Source organism: Amycolatopsis sp. cg13, assembly GCF_041346965.1.
Taxonomy (GTDB): domain Bacteria; phylum Actinomycetota; class Actinomycetes; order Mycobacteriales; family Pseudonocardiaceae; genus Amycolatopsis.
The window spans coordinates 9,547,810-9,562,559 of sequence record NZ_CP166848.1 but is presented as its reverse complement, the minus strand read 5'-3'; the positions used below and the strand labels follow the sequence as shown (position 1 = coordinate 9,562,559).

Annotated in this window: 15 protein-coding genes and 1 tRNA gene; 7 read left to right on the top strand and 9 right to left on the bottom strand. The window is 67.8% G+C overall.

Annotated elements, in window-relative coordinates:
• The first annotated feature begins 32 nt into the window (after window positions 1-32).
• Window positions 33-428, top strand: a complete 396-nt coding sequence (locus AB5I40_RS44745) for a PaaI family thioesterase (protein WP_370940728.1) — start codon at window positions 33-35, stop codon at window positions 426-428.
• A gap of 275 nt (window positions 429-703) precedes the next feature.
• On the opposite strand, the gene AB5I40_RS44740 is transcribed toward AB5I40_RS44745, so the two are convergent.
• The 6 genes from AB5I40_RS44740 to AB5I40_RS44715 all read right to left on the bottom strand — a co-directional run bounded on the left by AB5I40_RS44740 (window position 704) and on the right by AB5I40_RS44715 (window position 6,989).
• Window positions 704-1,417, bottom strand: a complete 714-nt coding sequence (locus AB5I40_RS44740; RefSeq protein WP_116203489.1) for an ABC transporter ATP-binding protein — start codon at window positions 1,415-1,417, stop codon at window positions 704-706.
• Window positions 1,404-2,333 (bottom strand): ABC transporter ATP-binding protein, encoded by a 930-nt coding sequence (locus tag AB5I40_RS44735; RefSeq protein WP_370936246.1) that lies wholly within the window; start codon window positions 2,331-2,333, stop codon window positions 1,404-1,406. Before AB5I40_RS44735 ends, AB5I40_RS44740 begins: the two co-directional genes overlap by 14 nt.
• Entirely contained in the window at window positions 2,330-3,475 is a 1,146-nt protein-coding gene (locus AB5I40_RS44730) for a branched-chain amino acid ABC transporter permease (protein WP_370936245.1), read from the bottom strand. The genes AB5I40_RS44735 and AB5I40_RS44730 overlap by 4 nt, the downstream gene beginning before the upstream one ends.
• On the bottom strand, window positions 3,472-4,485 hold the full coding sequence (locus AB5I40_RS44725) for a branched-chain amino acid ABC transporter permease (RefSeq protein ID WP_370936244.1): 1,014 nt from the start codon (window positions 4,483-4,485) through the stop codon (window positions 3,472-3,474). The genes AB5I40_RS44730 and AB5I40_RS44725 overlap by 4 nt, the downstream gene beginning before the upstream one ends.
• Window positions 4,486-4,578: 93 nt before the next feature.
• Window positions 4,579-5,754 (bottom strand): branched-chain amino acid ABC transporter substrate-binding protein, encoded by a 1,176-nt coding sequence (locus AB5I40_RS44720; protein WP_370940727.1) that lies wholly within the window; start codon window positions 5,752-5,754, stop codon window positions 4,579-4,581.
• Window positions 5,755-6,374: 620 nt separating this feature from the next.
• Window positions 6,375-6,989: an ANTAR domain-containing response regulator gene (locus AB5I40_RS44715; protein ID WP_009079762.1), complete on the bottom strand. Its 615-nt coding sequence runs from the start codon at window positions 6,987-6,989 to the stop codon at window positions 6,375-6,377.
• Between the two features lie 206 nt (window positions 6,990-7,195).
• Between AB5I40_RS44715 and AB5I40_RS44710 the strand changes: the two genes are divergently transcribed.
• The 3 genes from AB5I40_RS44710 (at window position 7,196) to AB5I40_RS44700 (ending at window position 9,068) form a co-directional block, all read left to right on the top strand.
• A tRNA-Leu gene (locus AB5I40_RS44710) sits at window positions 7,196-7,269 on the top strand.
• Window positions 7,270-7,941: 672 nt separating this feature from the next.
• The gene (locus tag AB5I40_RS44705) at window positions 7,942-8,547 is read left to right on the top strand and encodes an Ltp family lipoprotein (RefSeq protein ID WP_370936243.1); all 606 of its coding nucleotides are present in this window, start codon (window positions 7,942-7,944) and stop codon (window positions 8,545-8,547) included.
• A gap of 215 nt (window positions 8,548-8,762) precedes the next feature.
• Entirely contained in the window at window positions 8,763-9,068 is a 306-nt protein-coding gene (locus AB5I40_RS44700; protein ID WP_370936242.1) for a hypothetical protein, read from the top strand.
• A gap of 19 nt (window positions 9,069-9,087) precedes the next feature.
• On the opposite strand, the gene AB5I40_RS44695 is transcribed toward AB5I40_RS44700, so the two are convergent.
• Window positions 9,088-10,029, bottom strand: coding sequence for a hypothetical protein (locus AB5I40_RS44695; protein WP_370936241.1), 942 nt, complete (start codon window positions 10,027-10,029; stop codon window positions 9,088-9,090).
• 121 nt (window positions 10,030-10,150) lie between these two features.
• Here AB5I40_RS44695 and AB5I40_RS44690 point away from each other — a divergent pair, with 121 nt between their 5' ends.
• Together AB5I40_RS44690 and AB5I40_RS44685 are read left to right on the top strand one after the other, a co-directional pair.
• On the top strand, window positions 10,151-10,951 hold the full coding sequence (locus tag AB5I40_RS44690; RefSeq protein ID WP_370936240.1) for a hypothetical protein: 801 nt from the start codon (window positions 10,151-10,153) through the stop codon (window positions 10,949-10,951).
• Entirely contained in the window at window positions 10,948-11,289 is a 342-nt protein-coding gene (locus AB5I40_RS44685; RefSeq protein WP_370936239.1) for a hypothetical protein, read from the top strand. The genes AB5I40_RS44690 and AB5I40_RS44685 overlap by 4 nt, the downstream gene beginning before the upstream one ends.
• A 162-nt stretch (window positions 11,290-11,451) precedes the next feature.
• On the opposite strand, the gene AB5I40_RS44680 is transcribed toward AB5I40_RS44685, so the two are convergent.
• On the bottom strand, window positions 11,452-12,840 hold the full coding sequence (locus AB5I40_RS44680) for an MFS transporter (protein WP_370936238.1): 1,389 nt from the start codon (window positions 12,838-12,840) through the stop codon (window positions 11,452-11,454).
• Window positions 12,837-13,706 (bottom strand): alpha/beta fold hydrolase, encoded by an 870-nt coding sequence (locus AB5I40_RS44675; RefSeq protein WP_370936237.1) that lies wholly within the window; start codon window positions 13,704-13,706, stop codon window positions 12,837-12,839. The genes AB5I40_RS44680 and AB5I40_RS44675 overlap by 4 nt, the downstream gene beginning before the upstream one ends.
• 115 nt (window positions 13,707-13,821) lie before the next feature.
• Between AB5I40_RS44675 and AB5I40_RS44670 the strand changes: the two genes are divergently transcribed.
• Complete coding sequence (locus tag AB5I40_RS44670; RefSeq protein WP_370936236.1) at window positions 13,822-14,736, top strand: LysR family transcriptional regulator; 915 nt, start codon at window positions 13,822-13,824, stop codon at window positions 14,734-14,736.
• Window positions 14,737-14,750 lie beyond the last annotated feature (14 nt).

Below are 14,750 nucleotides of genomic sequence, written 5' to 3'. Positions count from 1 at the left end.
CGGCGGAAATCACGCCGGGCCAGTTCGCGGGCATGGACCCCGCGGCAGCGGGCCAGCAGCTGAACGACAAGATCGGGCTGAAGCTCGTGGAGATGACGCCCGAGCGGGTCGTCGGCACGATCCCCGTCGAAGGCAACCTCCAGCCCTACGGCCTCCTCCACGGCGGCGCGAACGCCACCGTCGCCGAAGCGCTGGGCTCGGTGCTGGCCGCACTGAACGCAGGCCCCGAACGCGCCGCGATGGGCCTTGAGCTGTCCTGCACTCACCACCGCGCCGTTCGGTCGGGCACTGTCACCGGCGTCGCAACCCCGCTGCATGTCGGACGGGGAACGATCACGTCGGAGATCGTGCTGACGGATGACGAGGGCCGCCGCACCTGCACCGCAAGGCTCACCTGCGTAGTGCGAGACCGCCCACCAGGCGCCTGATCTCTCGAAGAACCGCCGTGAGGGGAACCCTGAGGGAACCTGATTCCCTCAGGGTTCCCCTCACGTCCCTAAACCGCAGCCAGTGCACCCGCCCAACCAGGCAGCCACACTCCCCCGCCCCGATACGAAGCCAAAAACACGGCGCGGGGCTGCTTGTCAAGGCATCTTTCCCGCCTTGACAAGCAGCCCCGCGCCGTAGTCACACTCAAGCTTCGGGGTGCCCCGCGCAACCAACGTGCGCAATGTCGCCGCCAGGCGACGAGCCGAGCAAGAAATCACCCAACCCCGAGATAAGCCTCCTTGATACTGGTATCAGCCAGCAACTCCTGCCCAGTACCAGTCTTCGTAATCTGCCCAGTCTCCAATACATACGCCCGATGAGCCCGAGACAACGCCTGCTGCGCATTCTGCTCAACCAGCAGCACGGTCGTCCCCTGCCGATTGATCTCCGTGATAATCCGGAAAATCTGCTGAATAAACTGCGGCGCCAACCCCATAGAAGGCTCGTCCAGCAACAGCAACCGAGGCTTAGCCATCAACGCCCGCCCAATCGCGAGCATCTGCTGCTCACCCCCGGACATAGTCCCGCCGACCTGAGTCTTCCGCTCAGCCAGCCGCGGAAACAACTCGAAAACCCGATCAAAATCCGGCTGCAGATTCTTCCGGTCCTTGCGCGCATAAGCGCCCATGTCCAGATTCTCCAGCACCGTCATGCCAGGGAAAATCCCCCGGCCCTCCGGCGCCTGCGAAATCCCGCGCACCACCCGCAAATCCCCGCGCAGCCGCGAAATATCCTCGCCGTCAAAGCGAATAGCGCCACCAGAAATGGGCCGGATACCGGAAATCGCCCGCATCGTGGTCGACTTGCCGGCGCCGTTCGCCCCGATGAGGGTGACGATCTCGCCCTCGTTCACGGTGATGGACAACCCGGACACGGCCTGGATCCGTCCGTAGTGGACCGAAACGTCAGAAAGCTCAAGCAACGTCATCGTCGGGAACTCCCAGGTAAGCGGCGATCACGGCGGGGTTCTCCCGGATCTCGGACGGAAGCCCGTCGGCGATCTTCTTGCCGAACTCCAGCACCACGATCCGGTCGGTGACGCCCATGACGAGCTTCATGTCGTGTTCGATCAGCAGGACGGTGTAGCCGTCGTCGCGGATCGTCCGGATCAGCCCCATGAGCTCTTCCTTCTCCGCCGGGTTGAACCCTGCGGCCGGCTCGTCGAGGCACAGCAGCTTCGGCTCGGTAGCGAGCGCCCGCGCGATCTCCAGCCGCCGCTGATAGCCGTAGGGCAGGTTCTTCGCGCGGTCCGCGGCCCGGTCGGCGATGCCGACGAATTCCAGCAGCGCCATGGCCTTCTCGATCGCCTGCTTCTCCTCGCGGTGGTGCCGCGGGACCCGCAGGAGCGCGCCGAGCAGGCTGGTCTTGTGCCGCGCGTCGGTGCCGACGACCACGTTCTCCAGCGCGGTCATCTCGGAAAACAGCCGGATGTTCTGGAACGTCCTGGCGATCCCGAGCTGGGTGATCCCGTGCCGCGACGCCTTGCCGAGCGGCTTGTCCTCGAGCAGCACCTGCCCCGAGGACGGCCGGTAGACGCCGGTCATCGCGTTGAAGCAGGTGGTCTTGCCCGCGCCGTTCGGCCCGATCAGGCCGAGGATCTCGCCGCGCCGGATCTCGAAGGACACCGAGTCCAGCGCCACCAGGCCGCCGAAGCGGACGGTGACGTCGTCGACCTTGAGCAGCGTCTGCCCGTAGTCGGCCCGGATCTCCCGGTCCGGCGCGACGACCTCGGCGACCTCGGCCTCGTGCTCGGCGAGCTCGTCGGCGGTCATGTTCGCGACCTCGGCCACGAGGCCGCCCTCGGCCGGGACCTCGGGCCCGTTTCCGTTGCCAGGGACCGTCATGCCTTCTCCCCTGCTTTGTCGGACACCAGCGAACCGTCGCTGCTGACCTGCTCGCCCTTGCCGAGCAGCCGCTGGTACGCCTGCCTGCCGTACGCAAGCAGCCGCTGCCGCGCGCCGAGGAGGCCCTGCGGGCGAAAGATCATCAGGACGATCAGCGCGAGTCCGAAGATCAGGTACTTGTACTCCGCGATCGCCTGGAACCGCAGCGGCACGTACGCCACCACGATCGCGCCCAGCAGCACGCCGACCTTGTTGCCCGCGCCGCCGAGAATGACCGCGGCCAGGAACAGCATCGACGTGACCACGTCGAACTTCTGGTTGTTCACGAAGCCCAATTGCCCCGCGTACAGCGCACCGGAAAGGCCGCCGACCGCGGCGCCGCCGACGAACGCCCAGATCTTGAACTTGAACGTCGGCACGCCCATGATCTCGGCCGCGTCCTCGTCGTCGCGGATCGCGACCCACGCGCGGCCGACGCGGCTGCGCTCCAGGTTCCCGACCACGAACAGGATCACGATGATGATCGTGACGCAGAGCCAGTACCACGGGATGCCGTCGGTGTTGTTGAAGAGCGGATTCCCGTCCGCCTTCACGCCCGGCGGATGCCCGACGCCCTGGAAACCGCGGTTGCCGCGCAACGGGTCGATGTTGTCGGCCAGCAGGCGGACGATCTCGCCGAAGCCCAGCGTGACGATCGCCAGGTAGTCGCCGCGCAGTCGCAGCGTCGGCGTCCCGAGGATGACCCCGAAGATCATCGTGACCACCATCGCGATCGGCAGCACGACGAGGAACGGCAGCTTCGCCAGCGACGAGTCCGGGCTCGTGAAGAGCGCCATCACGTAGGCGCCGATCGCGAAGAACCCGACGTAGCCGAGGTCGAGCAGACCGGCCTGGCCGACGACGATGTTGAGCCCGATGGCGACCAGCGCGTAGCGGGACACCTCGAACATCGCGATCGGGAAGTCGTACCCGGGCTGGGTGGTGATCAGCGGCGGGTTCAGCACCGGCAGCAGGTAGACCAGCGCCACCAGCGGGATGAGCACGCCCCACTGCTGGACGCGGGACAGCCGGTTCCACCAGTCCGAAACGGGACGGCGGCGCGCCTTCGCCGGAGCGGCGGGCGGCGTCGTAGTCGTCGTCATACCCGTGCCTTTCCGAGCGATTCGCCGAGAATGCCGGTCGGGCGGAACATCAGGATCAGCACCAGCAGGGCGAACGCGACGACGTCGCGCCACGCGCCGCCGAACAGCGACTGCCCGTAGTTCTCCACGACCCCGAGCAGCAGGCCGCCCAGCAGCGCGCCGCGCAGGTTGCCGATGCCGCCGAGCACCGCGGCGGTGAACGCCTTGATGCCGAGGATGAAACCGCCCTGGTACGAGGCGCCCTGCGGGATCTTCATCATGTAGAACAGCGCCGCCGCGCCGGCCAGCAGGCCGCCGATGAGGAACGTGAGCGTGATGACGCGTTCCTTGTTGACGCCCATCAGCGTCGCGGTGTCCGGGTCCTGCGCCACCGCGCGGATGCCGCGGCCGAACTTGGTGCGGTTGACGAACATGTCCGTGCCGATCATCAGCAGGATCGACGCGATCACGGTGATGATGGTGACGATCTTGACGCTGCCGCCGAAGATCGTGAACACCTCGTCGTTGCGCAGCAGCCGGATGCTGTCCTCCGGGTTGCCGCCGCGCCAGATGAAGAGGATCTGCTGCAGCACGAAGGAAGCGCCGATCGCGGTGATCAGGAAGACCAGCCGGGGCGCCTTGCGTTTGCGCAGCGGCCGGTAGGCCACGCGTTCCAGCACGACCGCGGTGCCGCCGGACACCGCCATCGACGCGACGAGCGCGAGCAGCAGGAAGCCGATCAGCTCGAAGATCGGCAGCTCCGGCGTCGCGCCGGGGCGGAAACCCAAGCCGTAGAAGGTGAACCACGTCGCGAAGGCGCCGTAGATGAACACCTCGGAGTGGGCGAAGTTGATGAGTTTGAGCACGCCGTAGACGAGGGTGTAGCCCAGCGCCACGAGCGCGTAAATGCTGCCGTAGGAAAGACCGTCGATCGTGTTGTCCCAGAACTGGTTCAGGAACGAATTCACGTCGAAGGTGATCCAGCTGCCGCCGCCCTGCGCGAGGACGAGCGAACTGAGGTCAGGGGTCATCGACACACTAGTTCTCCATGTGGGTCCGGGGTGCGGGCCCGGCGGGATCAGCCGCCCGGCACGCACCCCGGTACTGGAACCGAAAGCGGTGAGCTACTTGATCTCGGTGTTGCGGACGATCTTTCCGTTGTCCACCTTGTAGGTCCACACGGTGGTCGCGGCGAGCTCGCCGTGGTCGTCCCACTTGAAGTGCTTCGTGATGCCCTGGCCGTCGTAGGTCTTCACGAAGTCCAGCAGGTCGGCGCGGGTCTTCTTGCCGGCGTCGATGCCCTTCAGCAGGATCGTCGCGACGTCGTAGGCCTCGGGCGAGTAGGTGCCCGGGTCGGCGCCGGTCGCCGCCTTGTAGGCGTCGGTGAACTTGGTGAACTGGTCAGCGGGCACGCAGGGGCAGGTGAAGTACGCGTTGGCCGCGGCGTCGCCGGCGCCCTTCACGAACAGGTCGTCCTTCACGCCGTCCGGGCCGACGAACTTGGCCTTGACGCCCGAGTCGTTCAGCTGCTGCGCGAACGGAGCGGCTTCCTGGTAGTAGCCCGAGTAGAAGATCGCGTCCGGCTTCTCGTTCTTGATCTTGTTGACCACGGCGGAGAAGTCGGTCTGCTTCGTCTTGACCTTGTCCTGGCAGCTCGCCTTGTCGCCGAGCGCCTTGATGGTCGAGGCGGCGAGGCCGGTGCCGTACTCGGAGTCGTCCTCGATGACGCAGACCTTGCTGGCCTTGAGCTCGCCGGTGATGAACTTGGCGGCGGCCGGGCCCTGCGCGTTGTCGTTGCCCAGCGCGCGGAAGAAGGTCTTCCAGCCGTTCTGGGCGAGCGACGGGTTGGTCGCGGACGGGGTCACGGCGACGAGGCCCGCGGAGTTGAAGATGTTGCCCGCGGCCTTCGACTCGCCCGAGAACGGGAGGCCGATGACGCCGATGATGCCCGGGGTGTTGACGATCTGGGTCACGATGCCCGGCGCCTTGTCCGGGGTGCCCTCGGTGTCGAACTGCTCCAGCTTGACCTGGCAGCCCGGGTTCGCCTTGTTGTGCTGGTCGACCGCCAGCTTCGCGCCCTTGAGGATGTTCTGGCCAAGGGCCGCGTTCGCGCCGTTGATCGTGCCGGCGTAGGCGATCGAGGTCGGCGCGCACTGCGCCTTGCCGTCTCCCGCCGGGTCCGCCGCGTTCGCCGCCGCCGACGGGGCCGCGGCCTGCGGCGCGCCGCTGTCGCCACCCGAGTCACCGCCGGTCCGCGCCGAGCAGGCGCCAAGGGAGATGACTCCCGCCGCGGCCAGCACGATGACCTTAGTGAGTCGTGCTCTCTGCACTCGTTCCTCCAAATGCCACCCGCGACGTTCCCGGGGAACGGCGGGTCCCTGCGTGGGACTTCGACTGGGCGCTGAACGTAGCCGCCGGGTGAGGTGTTGCACAGAGTCACAGCGAGTCTTGTATCCACATCGTGACGGTCGTCACGAGAATTAACGGACGATTTACACTCGATCGTCTTATTGCAACGACCGAGTGAATGACTCTTCGTGTCCGAGTGCCCCTCGAAAGGACCTTGACCAGACGCCTGATCAATAGGGGCAGTCTAGGAACATCCCCTCCGTCACCGTGACCGACACCACGATGCCCCGGCCTCCAAGGTAGCAACCTTGCCCTTTCGCGCAGGGCAGATCAACCCGCACGGGTGGGTCCGGGGCCGGTGCGGCGGAAGGGTTTACGCTGGTCAGCAGCCGAGTTTCGGCGCGACACGGCGGTGGCGGACGGATGCGGCGAAACGGACGGGGTCCCGCTGGCCGGGAGCGCACTCCGGGGCCGGGCGGTCACTCTCCGGCGCGATTTCCGGTTTCGGGGCCGTGAAAAAGCGGGCGCGACCACTTTGGTCACGCCCGCTTTTTGGGTTTTGCTCGTTTGCTCAGCCGATGCTTTCGACGACCGCCTCGGCGACGGCCTTCATCGTGGTGCGCCGGTCCATCGCGGTGCGCTGGATCCAGCGGAACGCGTCCGGTTCGGTGAGCCCCTGGCGGCTCATCAGCAGGCCCTTCGCCCGGTCGATGACCTTGCGGGTCTCGAGCCGGTCGGTGAGCCCGGCGACCTCGGCCTCGAGGGCCTGCAGCTCGGAGAACCGGCTGACGGCCAGCTCGATGGCGGGCACGAGGTCGCGTTTGGCGAACGGTTTCACCAGGTACGCCATGGTGCCCGCGTCGCGGGCCCGTTCGACGAGGTCGCGCTGGCTGAACGCGGTGAGAATGACGACCGGCGCGATCCGGTCGCCGGTGATCCGCGCGGCCGCCTCGATGCCGTCGAGCTTCGGCATCTTGACGTCGAGGATCACGAGGTCCGGCTTGAGGTCGGTGGCCAGCGCGATGGCCTCCTCGCCGTCGCCGGCCTCGCCGACGACCTCGTAGCCCTCTTCGCGCAGCATTTCCACCAGGTCGAGCCGGATGAGCGCCTCGTCTTCCGCGACGAGCACCCGTCGCTGCGGCACGCCGGCGGCGGCGCCGTTCGACTCGGCAGCCTGTTCGGTCACCGGTGTCCTCCTGAAGGCTCGGCGGGACGTCTTCGACACGCGGTCACCCGCGAGAGCCCAGCGTACCGGGACCGATCCAGATCCCACGATGGCGTTCACCACGAAGTGGCGGGAGACACCCAGCCCCGGCCCCAAGTCGATCACCGCCGATCACCGGACCCGGTCGTGGGCGGGAAGGGCGGGTCCCGTAGAGTTTCCCGCACTGCGCCCCCGTAGCCCAACTGGCAGAGGCAACGGATTCAAAACCCGTCCAGTGTGAGTTCGAATCTCACCGGGGGCACTCGCGACCACCTGCGGAAACCGGCTCCTGACCAGGGTGAACCTGGCCAGGGGCCGCTCTTGTTTGGTCCGGCTGCGCGCCGGACAGTCCGGCCGTTTACGGCCTTTACCCCCATGCGCCCCCAGTCTGCGGAGCGTCAGTCCTCCCAGCCGAGCGCCTTCTCAATCCGATCGTGGGCGACCGACCCCAGCCCATTGATGACCTTGGCTGCTCTCAGCGTGGCGGACGGAGCTGACATCGCGGGCTCGGGGTGCGGTGGTCGAGGCGCGGAACTGCGGGCGGCAGTTGGAGCGTCTCGCCCGTAGCGGTCGGCGCGGCCCAGCCGATCGCGGGCGATCCGCCTCGAGCTGCCATCCCGGTTTCATCAGTGCGACGTCGCAGGGGTCCCGTCCGGTTGGCGCCGCCCATTCGCCCGCAACAACGCATTTCCATTCGAGCCGAATTGATCCGATAGGCGTGCTGCATGACGAATTCTCTTTCTCAGGAATTTCTCGACGGCAACCGTGCTGGAGCCCCACCCCGCGCACAACGGGCCCGCTACGGCAAATCATTTCAAGAACTGGAGACCTTTCGCCGTGAGGGCGAGCGCGGGTGTCGAGGGCGGACATGGCCGGCGTAACGAACGGAACAGCCCACCCGACTACAAATCACCTCGGGCGAAGGAGCATCCTCATGATCAAGGGCGTCGCCCTCTTCGCCGCCGCGGCCGCGGCGGCGGCCACCCTCACCGCCTGCTCCAGTCGGGACGCTGGCGATCTCGGTGCCGCCAATGTGACTCCCGCCGCTGCTTCGACACCCGGCTCTTGCCCTCCGCTGCAGGCCGGACAGTCATGCGTCAACGGGCAACTGGTCCAGTCCAGCCCGACCAGCGAGGCTTCACCCCCGGTCGCGTCCAGCCCGACCACCGAAGCTCCCCAGTCACCGCCCCAGGTCGAGTCCAGCCCGACCAGTGAGGCTCCGCAATACCCGCCTCAGGTCGAGCAGGCCCGTGAGTCCGCGCAGTCGTATCTCGGCTACACCGCATTCTCGCGAAACGGCTTGATCGATCAGCTGTCCTCTAAGTACGGCGACAGCTACCCGAAGAACGTCGCCACTCAGGCAGTGGACAGCCTGGACGTCGACTGGAACGCGCAGGCAGCCAAGGCGGCACAGTCCTACCTGGACTACACCTCGTTCTCGTGCACCGGCCTGACCCAGCAGCTGTCATCGCGGTACGGCGGGCAATTCACCAATGCCCAGGCCAAGTTCGGCGCGCACCAGACGAAGGCGTGCAAATGAGGCCCGGCAGGAGCAGACAGTCGTCGATGTCCACAAAGGACTATTAGTCTCGGACCGCAGTTCGGGCGTCGATCTCTGACCCGTCTCCTCGATCGCCGGTGGGTCGGTTTGGCCCTGGGCTCCGCGCGGGACGGGAACTACTCTCGGGGAAGGGCAGGGGCGGCATGTCGCTCATCGGCTGCCGCAGAGCGCGTCCAGGAGTGAGGAGGTCGCTGATGTCCGCGATGCTCAAGCTGACGCACAAGGCGATCGGGGTCGAGGTGCGTCGTGGCGCCTACGAGGTCGAGGTCGACGGTGAACCGGTCGGGTCGGTTGCCATGAACAAAACGATCGAGACGGTCGTCGAACCAGGTCGCCACACCCTGCTCCTCCGCGACGGCCGGAACTCGAGCCGGACGGAGACGTTCGACGCGGCCGACGGCGAAACCGTCGCTTTCCGGTGCACCGGGAAGCGGTTTTTGCCGCTCTTTCTCGCGTCGTTCTTCTTCCGCGGACTGGCGATCAAGCTCGTCCGCGAGTAACCGCGGCCGACCAGCCGGGTTACTCGCCGGTGCTGTCTCCGCGCCGGCCGTGGGCGCAGCGGCTGGGCTCGGCGCGCAGGCATACGCTGCCGCCGTTCACGCGCAGGCCGGCGTCGTCGAAGGCGGTGGTCCAGGAATGGGCGATGGCGGTCTGCGCGGTGGCGAGCGGGATCAGGCCGCTGCAGACGGCGTCTTTGAGTTTGTTCTCGACCGCGTCTTTGGGGTTGGGGATCTTCCCCGGCTCGACCCACAGGTTGCGGGGATCGTCAGGCGCACCGCCGAGTTCCAGGGACACAAGGTGGTCGTACTCGCCGGTCTCGCCGGCAGGGAGGGTGTATGCCTTCGCCGTGGTGTCCTTCATGCGACTGGTCTTGCCGGTGGCCGGACGGACGGTTTTGGTCCAGCCGCTCTTGCACACCGTGGTGGCGATATTCGCTTGGGAGACCTGCGGATTCACCGCACCGGGGGTGCAGGACGGATCGGGCGTCGGTTGCCCGTTGCGCTCGCCGAGATGGCAGGAACCGGCTGCCGGAAGCGGCGTCGAAGAGTTCCCGGCGGACAGCGCGGTGCCGCCAGCGTTGCCGCTACTCGATTGCTGCCCTGTCGCATGACCGGGCGTGCACGCGGAACACGCCACAATCCCCGCGGCGATGACCCCAGCAAGACGTACCGCCTGAATCGGACACAGACCCTTCTTCAGCACGTTTTTCCTTTCCTGGCAGCAACAATCACGCGCGCCCGAGGACGGGCGGCGCACAGCTTCTCCGTTGCCGCCGGAAGCGGGCGGCAGCGACACGCGCCATTCCGCGGAAATCCCCCGCGCGTCAGGACTGATCGAGCCGCCAGGTTCGGATGTTTCCGACGATGCAGCATCAACTGCCCGTGCCGAGGCGTCCGACGCAGGATCGATGACGATGCCCTCCCGCCGGGTCCGGATCTCGTGCACCGCGTCGCCGTCCATGTCCCGGCGCCCAGCCGAGTGACACTTTGCCGGAAACAGTCACAATCGGGCTGTTTTTGCTGTTAGCCTCCTTGCTCACCGGCCGTCCGGTTGGCGAACCCCGCTCGAGGAGGTACCGGCAGTGAGCAGCGGATACCTAGGTGCCAGCCAGTACTCGTCGTTGCTTTCCGCGGCGCTCAACGCCTACTGGCAGACGCTGGAGCGCCGCTGGCTCCACGACGCCGGGCGCGCACTGCAGCACGGAACAGTCCAGATCGACGGCGCGCCGTCGGCGCTGCGGCCGATCCCGGTCCAGTCGATGATCCACTTGCAGACCTGCCCGATCGTCGCGTGGGCGGTCGACGACGGCACCCCGGCGAAGCGGCCGGGCTCCTGCGACGGATGGGACCCCTCGCGGCAGGCCTACGTCGAATGCCACGCCTCCGACGCCTTCGCCCAGATCGGCGACTGGGCCTGGCAGCAACGCGAACATCTCGCGAACTCGATCCCGGACCTCGCGGGCGGGCCGGACCTGTCGTTCCTCGAAGAGGCCAGGACCAGTCTCGTCGCGATCAACGACGCCATGGACACCGACGACTCGGTCGGCGACCACGCGCTGAACGGGCTCGTCGACAAACTCTCCATCAGCAGCGACGACAACAACAACCGGGCCTGGATGGCCGGGTGGACCGGGCTCGCCGCGAACAGCCTCAAAGGCGGCTTCCTCTCGACGGTCGGCCCGGCCCTGAAGAACCAGCGCGTCCTCGTGCGATGGCTGGCCAACTGCTACGCGCTCCGGGCGACGACGATCAACGCCGCCCGGAACAACAACCTGCACCTCATCGGCCAAGCCACCAAGGAACTCTTCGAAACCGCTGCGACGCCGCCGCCGACCGACATCCAGCTGGTCAAGCAAAAGGTGAACGCCGTCAGCGAGGTGTGAGGCGTCGCCGAGACTGTCGTCAAAGCAATTTCCCCGCCCTGAGCACGTTCTTCTCGCATCTGGACGGCGCCGTCCGCACCCTCGGCAGCGAGCTGGACCACGCCGAAGCGGACTACCTCAAAGTCGTCACGGCGATCCAGGAACGCATCGCGGGCGTCGACCGGTCGCTGCTGGAACTCTACGACGTCGCCGAACTCTACTCCGGCCAGCTGAAAAACATCGCGACTGTCTCCTGCGCCGACGGCCAGCTCGCCGGCCGCGGAGTCGTCCCCGTCGCGGCGGACACCGCCCTGATCGGGTTGCGCGGCGAGGTCGAAATACGCCGAAAGCGACGCTGAACAACGAGACCGGTTCAACGCGACAATCAAACAGTGGGACCTGCTCGGCGAAGGCGGCCCTCGCCAGCGCGGCCGCATTGACCTCGACCCGCACAAGGACGGCGTCCAGAACTGACCACGCAGCCGCCTCCCCGCGGCCGTCCGGTGCGGGACGCGCTCCTCTCAGCTGGGCGCGGCAGACCTTGCGGCTGTCCGTTCCCGCTGGCCGCCGAGCGTGCACAAGGCAGCGACCGCGAAAGCCACCGCCTCGTAGGTCATCGCGTGCCATAACGCGGCGCCCGCGGTCGCGGCCGGGGCGGCGTAGGCGATGCCGGCGAATGTGACGCCCAGCGTGCCGCCCAGTTGTTGCGCGGTGGGAAGCAGGCCGGAAACCGAGGCCGCGGCCTCGGGGCGCACTCTGGCGATGATCTGGGTGAACGCGGACGCGGTGAAAACCCCGAAGGCGACTCCGCCGGCGCACAACGCGAGCCAGTACCACCAGCGCAGATCGATGAGCATTGGGACGGCAACGGACACCAGTCCCATCGCGAGGGAAGAAGCGGCGAGCGCGCGGGGACCGAACCGGTTGCCCAGGCTGTTCGCGATCCGGCTCCCGGCCAGCGCTCCGACGGCGTACGGCGTGATGCTCAGGCCCGTCTCGAGCGGACTCCAGCCCTTGGCGCCCTGGAGGTGCATCGACAGCAGCAGGGTGAAGGACGGGACACCCGCGTTGAAGATCAGCACGGCCGCCAGTCCCCACCTCGTCGCCGGTTCGGCCAATGTGGACGGTTGGATGAGCGGTTCCGCCGACCTGCGCTGGGAGATCACGAAACCGGTCAGCGCGGCCACGGCCAGTGCCAGGCTTGCCCAGGTCCACGGCGGCCAGCCGGTCTCGCGTCCCATGGTCAGCGGAAACACCAGCAGGGCGAAACCCAGGAGGCTCAGCGTCGCACCGACCGGATCGACGCGCTGGGGTTTGCGTGCACTGTGGACGGACGGCAGTGCGGGCGAGAGCGCGAGGGCGGCGATCCCGACGGGAACGACCAGCAGCATCGCCGCCCGCCAGCCCAGTCCCAGCGGATCGAGCTGGGTCAGCACGCCGCCTAGCACCGGGCCGGCGAGCGAGGCCGCCGCCATCGTTCCGCCGAAGGCGCTCAGTGCGGCGGGGCGGCGGTTCGCGGGCAGCGCCGACTGGATGATCGACAGGATCTGGGGCGCCATCAAGCCGCTGCCGAAACCTTGCAGGGCGCGCCCGGCGATCAGCACCCATGCGTCCGGTGCGGCGGCGGCCCCGAGCGAGGCGGCGGTGAACAACGCCATTCCGGTGACGAACATCCGGCGGTAGCCGTACTTGTCCCCCAGCCGCGCGGAGACGATCAGCGAGCAGGCGTAGGTGAGGGTGTAGGCCGCGAGAACCAGCTGGGTCTCCGCCGTCCCGGCGTGCAGGTCCCGCTGAACGTCGACCACGCCCACCTGCATGACCGTGACGCTGAACAACTGGACGAAGGTGCCGGACAGGACGATCGGCAGCAGAAGTCGTTGCGCCGGCGGGGAAAGACGCACCGAGTTCATCGGTCGGACCGGTGCAGGGCAGCCGCGGCGAGGGTGGTCGCCAGTTCGTCCGGCCGGGTCACGAACGGGGAATGGCCGCCTGGCAGGGAGTGCACGCGGAACGGGTTCTCCGGCGTCAACTGGTCCGCCTCGGCGATCATCAGGTCCTGGGTCGCGGGCGGCAGGGCGAGGTCGTCGGCCAGCCGCACGTAGGAGCGGGAGATCCGCCCCCAGCGCGCCGCGGAGACCGGAACCGGCGTCGTGAAGTTCGCGAACGGGAGGTCGGGGTGCAGGAACTGCCGCCACGATTCCGGGCTGCCCTCGGGGAGATCGTCGAGGAACGCCCGGCGGATGACGCCGGCGACGGCCGGGTCGGGGGAAAGCGGGTTGATCCGGATCGCGCCCAGTTCGGCCGGATCGCCGACCGGCGGCACCTGGACCGCTCCCGCGTTCTCCTTCGCTTCGATGTAGTCGGCGAACCGTGGGCGGCCCCCGGGCACGAACGCGGACAGGTAGACGAGCCGGTCGACGAGTTCCGGTGCCTGCTCCGCGGCGGCGGACGCGGCCGCACCGCCCGCGCTGTGGGCGACCAGCACGACGTTCCGGTACCGGGTGCGGGCGCTGACGAGCGCATCGAGCACGACGTCGGTGCTGTCCTGCATGGTGACGTCGCGCAGGGACGACCTTTCGCTGGCGAAACCGGGTTGGCCGGGCAGGAAGTACCCGCTGGGGACAGGCGCGTCGAGCCCGCTCCCCGGCAGGTCCACGGCGACGCTGGCGAGGCCGTGGCGCGCGAGCGCCCGCTGCGTCGAGGTCCAGTGCAACGCGGAATGCCAGGCGCCGTGCACGAGCAGGATGACGGTCTCGGACGAGGAGGGTCGGGTCACTGGGGGTCCTTCGAGAGTCGATCAGGGACCTCCCCAGAGCACACTCACCGCGCCCCGTTATCCACTGCCATATCTTACGAATGCCTTCGTGATACTTTCTACGTATAGTGACGACGTGGAAGCCCGTCACCTCCGTTACGCCCTGGCCCTCGCCGAGCACCAGCACTTCGGCCGTGCCGCCGCGGCACTGGGCATCGCTCAGCCGCCGTTGTCGACGCAGATCGCCGCGCTTGAGCGGGAGGTCGGCGAACGGCTTTTCGATCGCACTGCCCGCGGCGTTTTTCCCACCGCCGCAGGGGATGCGTTCCTCGCCAGAGCGCGCGGCGCACTCGCCGAAATGAGCCTCGCGCTCGTCGACGCGGGCCGTGCGGCACGCGGGGAAACCGGCAGGCTGCGGATCGGGTTCATCGGGTCCGCGCTGCTCGACCCGCTGCCGGGGGTGATCGGCCGGTTCCGCAGGACCCATCCGGAAGTCCGGATGACCTTGCAGGAGCTGGACAGTTCGGCCGGGTCCGCGGCATTGCTCGCGGGCGAACTGGACGTGGCGGTGGGACGGGGCAATCCTCGCGGCGCCGGCGCGGAGCACCTGGTCACCGTGCCCATCGGCGCCGACCACCTGATAGCCGCGGTTTCGGTAGGACACCCCTTCGCCGGGCAGAAGTCCGTCGACGTCGAACGACTCGCCCGCGAGCCGCTCGTGGTCAGCGCGGACGCGGCGGGTTCCTACCTCAGATCGGTCTTCGAGCCCGCTGTCCTCGACAGTGCCACCCTGGCGCGCGACATCCACACGATCGCCGGACTCGCCGCCTGCTCCGCGGGAGTCGGCCTCGGCCCGGAACGGATGCGGCTGATCGCGCGCAAGGACATCCGGTTCTGCGCCGTCGAGCCGCGGTTCCGGCTGCCGGATCTGCAGATGTCCTTCCGGGGCAACGATTCCTCGCCGACGCTGGCCGCTTTTCTGTCGGTGGTCCGGCAGAATTGTGCCGACGTGGGCGGACGGCTCGACGAACTCTTAGCCCGCCGTGTTTGATTGCTGTGTTTAAT